Consider the following 9,280-nt stretch of genomic DNA (forward strand, 5'->3'; position numbering starts at 1 on the left):
AATGTGCAAGGGCGCAGGCGCTCTGGCAAGGCTGACGTGAGGTTCCCTTGGCAAGCGGCGAATGTTTCGGCAAAAGGGCGCCAGTTTTCCCCGCCCCGAAAGGCCGCGCCGATGATCCTCTACCCCGCCATCGACCTCAAGGACGGCCAGGCCGTGCGCCTGCTGCGCGGGGACATGGAGAAATCGACCGTATTCTCCGACAGCCCCGCCACCCAGGCGCGCGCATTCCAGGAGGCTGGCTGCCAGTGGCTGCACCTCGTGGACCTCAACGGGGCCTTCGCAGGGGAGCCCGTCAACGGTGCGGCGGTCGAGGCGATCCTGGCGGAAACCTCCGTGCCTGCGCAATTGGGCGGCGGCATCCGCGACATGGCGACCATCGAGATGTGGATCGGGAAAGGCATCGCCCGCGTCATCCTGGGCACGGTCGCGGTGGAGAACCCTGACCTGGTGCGGGACGCCGCCCGCGCCTTCCCCGGCAAGGTCGCCGTGGGGCTCGATGCGCGCGAGGGCCGCGTCGCCACGCGCGGATGGGCGGAAGAGACCGACATCATGGTCACCGACCTTGCGCGCAGCTTCGAGGATGCAGGCGTCGCGGCCATCATCTACACCGACATCAATCGCGACGGGGCCATGCAGGGGCCGAATATCGAGGCCACCGCCGACCTCGCCCGCGCCGTGCACATCCCGGTGATCGCGTCGGGCGGCGTCTCCTCGCTGGCCGATCTGGAGGCTTTGCGCGACACTGGCGTCATCGCGGGCGCGATCTCGGGCCGGGCGCTCTATGACGGGGCGCTGGATCTTGCGGCGGCGCTGAAGGCGCTGGCTTAACCGGCAGCAGCCTCGGCGAAGGTTTCAAGCGCCTCTTCCATCCGCTCCAGATACTCCGCGTCGTCGTCGATATCGAGATCGTCGAGCATCTCCCCCGGCTCCTGCCAGAAGATCACGGTCTCGTCGCCGTCACGGTAGACCAGGATCCGCAAGGGCAGGAACAGTCCGGCGCGGATATCCTCCTGCATCGCTTGCGTGCCAAGCTGCGGGTTGCCGAAGATCAGCAGTTCGGCATCGTCCAGTTCCATCCCCACGCCTTCGGCGGCGCCGGAATGATCGACGCGGGCGACGACCATCGCGCCTGCCGCGCGCACCGCCTGTTCGAGGCGATCCATCACCGTGGCGACATCGTCATTGCTGCTGCGGTGTTCGAAATCTGCATAAGCCGGAAGCGCCAGCATGGCGGTCAGGGCGGCGGCGGTCAGGGTGCGGATCATGGCGAAACCTTCCTTTCATGGACAGTCCCCGACCAACCCCGTCCGCTCGCCTCCGGTTCCCTCCGCGCCATTTGCATTCCCCCGGCACTCTGCCTAAGAGATGGGCAAGGCCCCCAGATACGAAGCCCCCGCCATGCTGAAAACCCGCATCATCCCCTGCCTCGACGTGGCCGACGGGCGCGTCGTCAAGGGCGTCAATTTCGTCGACCTGATCGACGCGGGCGACCCGGTGGATGCGGCCCGCGCCTATGACGCGGCGGGCGCGGATGAGCTCTGCTTTCTCGACATCCACGCCACGCATGAAAACCGGGGCACCATGTATGACCTGGCCACGCGCACGGCGGAGCAATGCTTCATGCCGCTGACCATCGGCGGCGGGGTTCGCACGGTGGACGACGTGCGCAACCTGCTTCTGGCCGGGGCCGACAAGGTCAGCTTCAACTCCGCCGCCGTGGCCGACCCCGACGTGATCGCGCGCGCCGCCGACCGCTTTGGCAGCCAGTGCATCGTGGTGGCCATCGACGCCAAGACCGTCGCCCCCGGCAAATGGGAGATCTTCACCCATGGCGGGCGCAAGCCGACGGGGCTCGACGCGGTCGAATTTGCCCGCACGGTCACCGAAAAGGGCGCGGGCGAGATCCTCTTGACCTCGATGGATCGCGACGGCACGCGGGCGGGCTTCAACCTTCCCCTGACCCGCGCCATTTCCGACGCGGTGCCGGTGCCGGTGATCGCAAGCGGTGGGGTGGGCAATCTCGACCACCTCGTCGAAGGCGTCACCATCGGCGGGGCCAGCGCCGTCCTGGCCGCCTCGATCTTCCATTTTGGCGATTACACCATCGCCGAGGCCAAGGCCCATATGGCCGCGGCCGGCATTCCGATGAGGATGACATGAGCACACTCGACCGCCTCGCCGCCACGATTGACGCCCGCAAGGGGGCCGATCCCGAGACCTCCTGGACCGCGAAGCTGCTGGCGAAAGGCCCTGAGAAATGCGCCGAGAAATTCGGCGAGGAGGCGGTGGAGGCGATCATCGAGGCGGTCAAGGGCAACCGCGACGCGCTGGTGTCCGAGGCGGCGGATGTGCTCTATCACCTGGCCGTCATGCTGGCCGCGCGCGATGTGTCGCTGGCCGAGGTGCTGGCGGAACTCGACCGGCGCGAAGGGCAGTCGGGCATCGAGGAAAAGGCAGGCCGTTAAGGCCTCTCCTCCGGCCAGGCCCGCACGCCGCCGACGGCAAACCCCTTGAGCCGGTGCGGCGGATCCCCGGCGAACTGATCCGGCGGCAAGTGAAAGCCAAGGATCGAGGGCCGGTCCGGTCGCGCACGCCCGGTGACCGTCAACCGCCCGACCACGAAGCGCGCGAGGTGAAAGCGCGCGGTCAGGTCATGCGGCACGGGGCTGTCGTTGAAACTCACGCTGAGGGGCGGAAAGCCGGTCTCCCTGATCGCGACGGTTTCGATCTCGAACCGCACGGCCCCCTCCCCTACAACCGGCAGCAAGAGATGCGGCTCGGGACTGGGGCCGCACCAGCGCAAGCCATCCGGGGGGGCGGATGCGGGAAACCAGTCCATCGCGCGGTCGCCGCTGTCCTGGGACCACTCGACACCCTGCCCCAGGGGTATCAGGTCCGGCAGATCCAGGCCGCGGCGGCTATCCGTTTGTTGCAGGAACGCCGCATCCGCGAGGCGCTCGGCGGCACGCTCCTGGCTTGGCATGAAATGCCCGTTGCGCCTGGCGATCCCGATCAGCCTCTCGGTTTCCGCATCGGCGCTGCCCGCGAGAAGCGCGTCCAATGTGGCCTGCTGCAGGTCGGATCGCGGGCGCAGGTAATCAAGATAGCGCCGTCCGGCGGCCCATTTATGAACCGTCACGGCCCGCGTCGAGCCGAAGACATACCCGCGCTCGGCCAGTTGCAAGACGAAATCGCGATCTACAGGATGAAGCGCTTCGTGCCGCCCACGCCACCGTATCCGCCCGCCCTTGTCGATCCGATGCGAGAAGGCCGATGGCGGGGTGTAGTGGCGGTGCGCGAACGGAATCGCATCCTCGAACAGACCGAAGACGCTGGCCGGGAACTCGGCCCAATCGCCGCGCATGATCAGCCCCGAGGCGACGGCATCCAACTCGGGCCGGTCTCGATAGGCGGCCAGCAGCCGGGACAGGTGATCCGGCGCCCAGATATCATCATGCCCGCAATAGGCCGCAATCGGGGCCCGCGCCGCATCCAACCCCGCATTGTTGGGGCCGAACTGGCTGCCATACCGGGTATCGAGGTTGAAAAATCGCAGCCGGTCGTCGGCGATCCGATCAAGATGCGCGGCGGTGTCGTCGGTCAGCGCGTCACCGATCACCAGCAGCTCGAAATTGCCATGGGTCTGCGCCAGGACCGAGCGGACCGAAGGAAGGATATGCCGCCCCCGGTTCCAGGTCGCCATGATGACCGTGATATCGGGCGGGGGTGTCATGGGCAGACCGAATTGCGCGGGCCGCAAGACCGCCGGACCAGGGTCGCGGCAATGCGGCGGGGGGCGATCAGGATCGGGGTCGGGGTCGGCAAGGGCAGTCCTGACTCATCACAAAGGCAGCCGCGACAATCGCGGCGACGGCCACCGTAAGAGACAGGCGCCGAAGTTGGCAATCCCGCCGCGACGAGGGGGGCCAAGGCCGCGCGCGCGCGCGCGACCCGCGTCTGCACGGGGGGTGCATCGGGGGGTGTACGGGGGGCACCCCCCCGTTTTCACAGTTTCGACGAGATGATCCCGGTCGCGAATCCGCCCATGCGCAGCTCTCCGAAGAGGCGCTGATACTCGATCTTGGGGCAGCGGTTCTGGATCACCTGCACCCCCGCCGCCTCGGCTTTTTCGGCGGCCTCTGCGTGCGTGACGCCGACCTGCATCCAGATCGTCTTGAGCCCCGGAAGATGCGCCAGCGCCTCTTCGACGATCCCCGGCACTGCCTCGGCGCTGCGGAAGATGTCGACCACATCGACCGGCTCATCCAGATCGGACAGCGACGCCACCGCGGCCGCGCCGAACATCTCGCGCCCGACCTGGCCCGGATTGACCGGCAGGATGCGATAGCCCCTGAGCGACAGGTATCGCGCCACGTAATGCGACGGGCGCACCGGATTCGGCGACACGCCGACACAGGCAAAGCTGCGGCTTTCCGCGAAGATCTTCCTCAACAGCTCATCGGATGGATTTTCCGTCATGCCCCTGATCCATTTACATAAAAAAGCGCCCGCTGATGTCTAGCATAGCGGGCGCAAGTACGGAACGAGGGACAGTGATGGGCGTAACCAGTGTTCCGAACTGGCCGCCATACGTGATAATTAGGCAACGTGCGGCAGGTTTCAACGGGGCGACACAATTTTGTGATTGCCAGGCCCGTCAGGCCAGGATTCCGGGCCAGTGCTGATTGGCCTGCGCGATGTTGCCGGGAATATCCCGCTGCCACATCTCGCGCACCTGCAACGAGTAGTTCAGGTAGAGGCGCCCATCCACGATCGTCCAGGCCTCGGGCACACTCGAAGCGATATAGCCGCGCGACATGGCGAAGGCGCAGTAGCCGCCATATTGCGGGGCGTAGCCCTCGGGATCGGCCAGGAACGTGGCACGGGTCTCGGCGGAGGTGAAATGCCAGGTCGCCCCGTTCCAGGTGGCGGCGTGATCGGCGGATCCGATGCGATGCGTGGCCTCGGTGAAATAGACCACCGGATCCGCCCCGCGAATCGCAATCCCGGCCTCGGAAAAGACCGGCGCGGTCGAGGCCAGGGCGGGCAATGCCAGAGCCGTGGCAGGGGCGGCGGCCAACAGGCCAAGGGTGTGACGGCGGGTCAGCATGGGCGGAGCTCCTTTCGCGGCTGCTCTGCCACCATCTTGCCATCACGCCCGCATAATGAAAGCCCGCCTGACGCAGCTGTGATGCGCCGTCAGCCCCGGATCAGTCGAAAATATCCTCGACGAAATCGAACGCCTCTTCCAGCGCGCGGGACCAGAGCGGCTTGCGCCGTTTGCGGCGGCGGCGCGGGCGGTCGTCCCAATCGTCGTCATCGTCATCGTCATGGCGATACCGCGCAACCGGCTGCGGGCTGCGCTTGACGGGCTTTGCTGTCGCCTTGCGCTCTTGCACCGGCATCGCCTTCATCTCGTGCAGCGGCGCGCCGCAGCGCCCGCAGGCCAGCTCATGGCCGTGGCGCGCGGTCGGTTTCAGAAGTGTCCGGCTGCCGCAATAGCAGCAGGTGGCGATCTTGGTGGTCATGGGTGTCCCTTACTGTCTCGTCACAGCATATAGGGAGACGGCGGCGGCATTCGAGACGTTGAGCGAGCCAAATTCGCCCGCATAGGGAATACGCACAAGGTGATGGCAGAGCTCGCGGCTGCGCTGGCGCAGGCCGGGGCCTTCAGCGCCGAGGACCAGCGCGACCGGCTGGCCGGTGAGGTCGGCGGCCAGCGCGTCGATGGTCTCCTCGCCCTCGCCATCCAGCCCCAGGATCGTATACCCCATGTCGCGCAGCGCCAGCATGGCATCGCCGAGGTTCTTGACGCGCAGGTAGGGCTGACGCTCCAACGCGCCCGAGGCGGTCTTGGCCAGCGCGCCGGTCTCGGGCGCGGAATGGCGGTGTGGGGCGATGACGGCGCGCGCGCCGAAGACCTCGGCGGAGCGCAGGATCGCACCCACGTTATGCGGGTCGGTGACGCGGTCGAGCAGCAAGAGGCGCGGCGCACCCTGCCCCGGCTCGCAGAGATCCTTGAGCGCGCCCCAATCCAGCGGCTTGACCTCCAGCGCGGCCCCCTGATGCACCGATCCGGGGTCGAGCGGGACGGGAAACTTGCGCGCATCGGCGATCTCGGGCTCCAGCCCCGCCCCGGCGATGGCACCCGACAGCCGGTCGGCGGCGTTCCGTGTCACCACCAGCCGCAGCTTGACGCGGGCCGGGTTGAGCAGCGCATCGCGCACCGCGTGCAACCCGAACAGCCAGATCGTCTCGGCCGCCGACGCCTTCTTGGCGCGCTCCTTCTCGATCACCCATGTCGGTTTCTTCTGCGCCATCGCCCGGGCCCTTTCACATCTATCGCGCTGGCCTAGCGCGGCGGTGCCCGTCAGGTAAAGCCGAAATCGGCGGTGCATTTCCTGCGATTTTCATATTGACCCTGCCCGCGCTCGATTATATCCCCGCGTCTCGTGGGCGACAGGCCGCAAGGTGTGGCAGGGGACTGTAACTCCCTCGCGGAGACGCACGCCTGGTTCGATTCCAGGGTCGCCCACCACTACACCCCCCTCTGCGATGATCCAGAAACAATCGTGTCCCGTGATTCTTCGCGCGGACCGGCAGCGGGGTCGCGGGGCCTTCCCCCGGGTCAAGGCGAGCGCCGGAAACACCCCCTGCCGGGACAGTCCGGCCTACCGAAGATCATCCCGAAAAACGCCGCGTTATCAGATACTCGCCATGCGGAGTGCAGTTTCTTCACCTCGCGGCGTGCTGACTTTTTGCATACGTCTGCAAAAATCTCTTGCCAGAGGGCCACCCTCCCGCCTACCCTTGTTGCAGACGTATGCAAAACGCCTCACGGGGGACATTCATGGCCGAAATCCAACTGCGCAACATTTCCAAGCGGTGGGGATCCTTCGTTGGCGTCGACAATTTCGACCTGACCATCGCGGATCAGGAGTTCCTGGTGCTGCTCGGCCCCTCGGGCTGCGGCAAGACCACGACGATGCGCATGATCGCGGGGCTGGAGGAGGCCACCGAGGGCGACATCCTGATCGGCGGCAACCGGGTCAACGATCTCGACCCCAAGGATCGCGACGTCGCCATGGTGTTCCAGAGCTACGGCCTCTACCCGAACATGAATGTCTACGACAACATCAAGTTCCCGCTGAAGGTGCGCAAGGCCGACCCCGCCACCCATGACGACCGTGTCATGAAGGCCGCCGAGATGGTGGAGCTCACCGATTTCCTGCACCGCAAGCCCGCCGAATTGTCGGGCGGCCAGCGTCAGCGCGTGGCGCTTGCGCGCGCCATCGTGCGCAAACCCTCCGTCTTCCTGATGGACGAGCCGCTGTCGAATCTCGACGCCAAGCTGCGCGTCTCGACGCGGGCGCAGATCAAGAACCTCAGCCATGAATTGAAGGTCACCACTGTCTACGTGACCCATGACCAGATCGAGGCGATGACGCTGGCCGACCGGGTCGTGGTGATGAAGGCGGGCGTGGTGCAGCAGGTCGGCACGCCCACCGAGATCTACGACAATCCCGCCAACACCTTTGTCGCCAGCTTCATCGGCAGCCCCGCCATGAACCTGATGGACGGCGATATGCAGGACGGCGTGTTCACCGGCAAGAATGTGCGCATCGAAGGGTTGACCGGACCCGATGGCCCCATCACGCTCGGCTTCCGGGCCGAGGATGCCAGCGTCGCGTCGGGCCGCGAGGGCGAGGTTTCCGCGCCGCTCTACACCATCGAGCTTCTGGGCGATGCGACCATGCTGGCGGCGCGCGCGGGCGGGCAGATGGTCTCGGTCAAGGCGCATAAGGAATATCGCGCCGAGATCGGCGATCCTGTCTCGTTCTCGATCCCGGCCAGCATCTGCCATCTGTTCGACCGCGAGACCGGGGCCAGGCTGCAAGCAGGCTGACCCCTTGACCCAAGTTTCACGAAAGGGCGTGGCAGACAGACAAAGCCGCGTCCGACCATCCAACGGGAGAAGACCGATATGAAACTGAAGACCTTTCTCATGGCCGGTGCCATGTCCGCCGTGGCCAGCGTTGCCATGGCCGAATGCGCCTTTGAAAACGAGGTCGAGCTGCGCTCGCTCTCGGCCGGGTTCGAAGCCTGGAATGCCGTCACGGATGCCTGGGCCGAATGCGGCAACGTGCAGGCCGAGCTGAACCAGGAATTCCGCACGCTTCAGCCGCAGGCCTTCGCCGCCGACCCCTCGCTCTACCAGATCGGCGGCGTCTCGAACGGCACCATCACGCCGCTTCTGAACGAAGGCACCATCCGTCCGCTGGATGACCTTGTCGAGATGTATGGCCAGAACCTGCGCCCGAACCAGCTGATCCGCATCAACGGCGAGATCATGGCCATCGCGATGATGGTGAACACGCAGCACCTGATGTATCGCTCGGACATCTTCGAGGAACTTGGCATCGAGGTGCCGACCACCTGGGACGAAGTGCTTGAGGCGGCCGCGGTGATCCAGGAGGCGGGCGTTGTCGACTACCCGCTTGGCGCCACGATGAAGACCGGCTGGAACCTGGGCGAGGACTTCATCAACATGTTCCTCGGCTATGGCGGTGAGTTCTGGAATGCCGACGGCACCCCGAACGTCAATTCCGAGGCCGGCATGAACGCGCTGGAAACCATGATGGCGATGACCGAATTCATGGATCCCGAATACCTCGTCTCCGACTCCACCTATGTGCAGCAGCAGTTCCAGCAGGGCCGCATCGCGATGGCGAACCTCTGGGCCTCGCGCGGATCGGCGATGGACCTTGAGGGCGAAAGCCAGGTCGTGGGCCTGGTCGATGCCGCCGCAGCGCCGATGGCGATCGAAGGGGCCGCGCCCGCAACCACCCTGTGGTGGGACGGTGTCGTGATCGCGTCCAACATCTCGGACGAGGAAGCCGAAGCCGCCTTCCGCGTGGTGATGGAAGGGCTGGACCGCGAGATGGTCGAGGCAAACAACGACGCCGCGATCTGGCTGATCGAAGGCTATGAGCCGGGCCGCCTGGCCCTGGGGGCGATTGCCACCGCAAGCGCAACCCCGCCGCCCCCGGCCTACCCCTCCACCAGCCAGATGGGCCTGATGCACACCGCGCTTGGCAACGAACTGGCCGCCTTCTTCACCGGCGACGCCAGTGCCGAGGAAGCGCTGGAAGCGGTCGAGGCGGCCTATACCACCGCCGCACAGGAAGCGGGCGTGCTGGAGTAATCCGGGCCTTCTTGAACAGAAAGGGACAGGGCGTCCGCGCCCTGCCCCACCCATCCCCCACACCACGACCTGCCC

General features: G+C 66.2%; 11 protein-coding genes and 1 tRNA gene. 6 read left to right on the forward strand and 6 right to left on the reverse strand.

The genetic code is table 11. From position 1 onward, the window contains the following. Window positions 1-111 precede the first annotated feature (111 nt). Complete coding sequence (gene hisA, locus AC13C7_RS08500; RefSeq protein ID WP_446118684.1) at window positions 112-828, forward strand: 1-(5-phosphoribosyl)-5-[(5-phosphoribosylamino)methylideneamino]imidazole-4-carboxamide isomerase; 717 nt, start codon at window positions 112-114, stop codon at window positions 826-828. On the opposite strand, the gene AC13C7_RS08505 is transcribed toward hisA, so the two are convergent. Further along, window positions 825-1,265, reverse strand: a complete 441-nt coding sequence (locus tag AC13C7_RS08505) for a DUF302 domain-containing protein (protein ID WP_482867203.1) — start codon at window positions 1,263-1,265, stop codon at window positions 825-827. The two genes, hisA and AC13C7_RS08505, sit on opposite strands and share 4 nt — an antisense overlap. A 133-nt stretch (window positions 1,266-1,398) precedes the next feature. Between AC13C7_RS08505 and hisF the strand changes: the two genes are divergently transcribed. Together hisF and AC13C7_RS08515 are read left to right on the forward strand one after the other, a co-directional pair. Beyond that, window positions 1,399-2,160, forward strand: a complete 762-nt coding sequence (hisF, locus tag AC13C7_RS08510; protein ID WP_446117759.1) for an imidazole glycerol phosphate synthase subunit HisF — start codon at window positions 1,399-1,401, stop codon at window positions 2,158-2,160. Then, window positions 2,157-2,465, forward strand: a complete 309-nt coding sequence (locus tag AC13C7_RS08515; RefSeq protein ID WP_446117758.1) for a phosphoribosyl-ATP diphosphatase — start codon at window positions 2,157-2,159, stop codon at window positions 2,463-2,465. Before hisF ends, AC13C7_RS08515 begins: the two co-directional genes overlap by 4 nt. Here the strand turns inward: AC13C7_RS08515 and AC13C7_RS08520 are convergent. The 5 genes from AC13C7_RS08520 to rlmB all read right to left on the reverse strand — a co-directional run bounded on the left by AC13C7_RS08520 (window position 2,462) and on the right by rlmB (window position 6,320). Beyond that, window positions 2,462-3,733, reverse strand: a complete 1,272-nt coding sequence (locus AC13C7_RS08520) for a glycosyltransferase family 2 protein (protein WP_482867204.1) — start codon at window positions 3,731-3,733, stop codon at window positions 2,462-2,464. The genes AC13C7_RS08515 and AC13C7_RS08520 overlap by 4 nt on opposite strands. Window positions 3,734-4,005: 272 nt before the next feature. After that, window positions 4,006-4,479: a CoA-binding protein gene (locus tag AC13C7_RS08525; RefSeq protein ID WP_482867205.1), complete on the reverse strand. Its 474-nt coding sequence runs from the start codon at window positions 4,477-4,479 to the stop codon at window positions 4,006-4,008. Between the two features lie 178 nt (window positions 4,480-4,657). Then, the gene (locus AC13C7_RS08530; protein WP_474888556.1) at window positions 4,658-5,110 is read right to left on the reverse strand and encodes a YHS domain-containing (seleno)protein; all 453 of its coding nucleotides are present in this window, start codon (window positions 5,108-5,110) and stop codon (window positions 4,658-4,660) included. Window positions 5,111-5,210: 100 nt separating this feature from the next. Then, window positions 5,211-5,528, reverse strand: coding sequence for a hypothetical protein (locus AC13C7_RS08535; protein ID WP_172321220.1), 318 nt, complete (start codon window positions 5,526-5,528; stop codon window positions 5,211-5,213). Between the two features lie 9 nt (window positions 5,529-5,537). Then, window positions 5,538-6,320 (reverse strand): 23S rRNA (guanosine(2251)-2'-O)-methyltransferase RlmB, encoded by a 783-nt coding sequence (gene rlmB / locus AC13C7_RS08540; RefSeq protein ID WP_482867206.1) that lies wholly within the window; start codon window positions 6,318-6,320, stop codon window positions 5,538-5,540. A gap of 134 nt (window positions 6,321-6,454) precedes the next feature. On the opposite strand from rlmB, the gene AC13C7_RS08545 reads away from it, so the two are divergent. From AC13C7_RS08545 to AC13C7_RS08555, 3 genes are all read left to right on the forward strand, one after another. Beyond that, window positions 6,455-6,538 (forward strand) — tRNA-Tyr (locus AC13C7_RS08545). A 312-nt stretch (window positions 6,539-6,850) separates the two neighbouring features. After that, window positions 6,851-7,906, forward strand: a complete 1,056-nt coding sequence (locus tag AC13C7_RS08550; protein ID WP_172321218.1) for an ABC transporter ATP-binding protein — start codon at window positions 6,851-6,853, stop codon at window positions 7,904-7,906. A 78-nt stretch (window positions 7,907-7,984) separates the two neighbouring features. After that, window positions 7,985-9,205, forward strand: a complete 1,221-nt coding sequence (locus AC13C7_RS08555) for an ABC transporter substrate-binding protein (protein ID WP_482867207.1) — start codon at window positions 7,985-7,987, stop codon at window positions 9,203-9,205. Window positions 9,206-9,280: the final 75 nt, after the last annotated feature.

It is taken from the genome of Alterinioella sp. B-7, assembly GCF_056857775.1.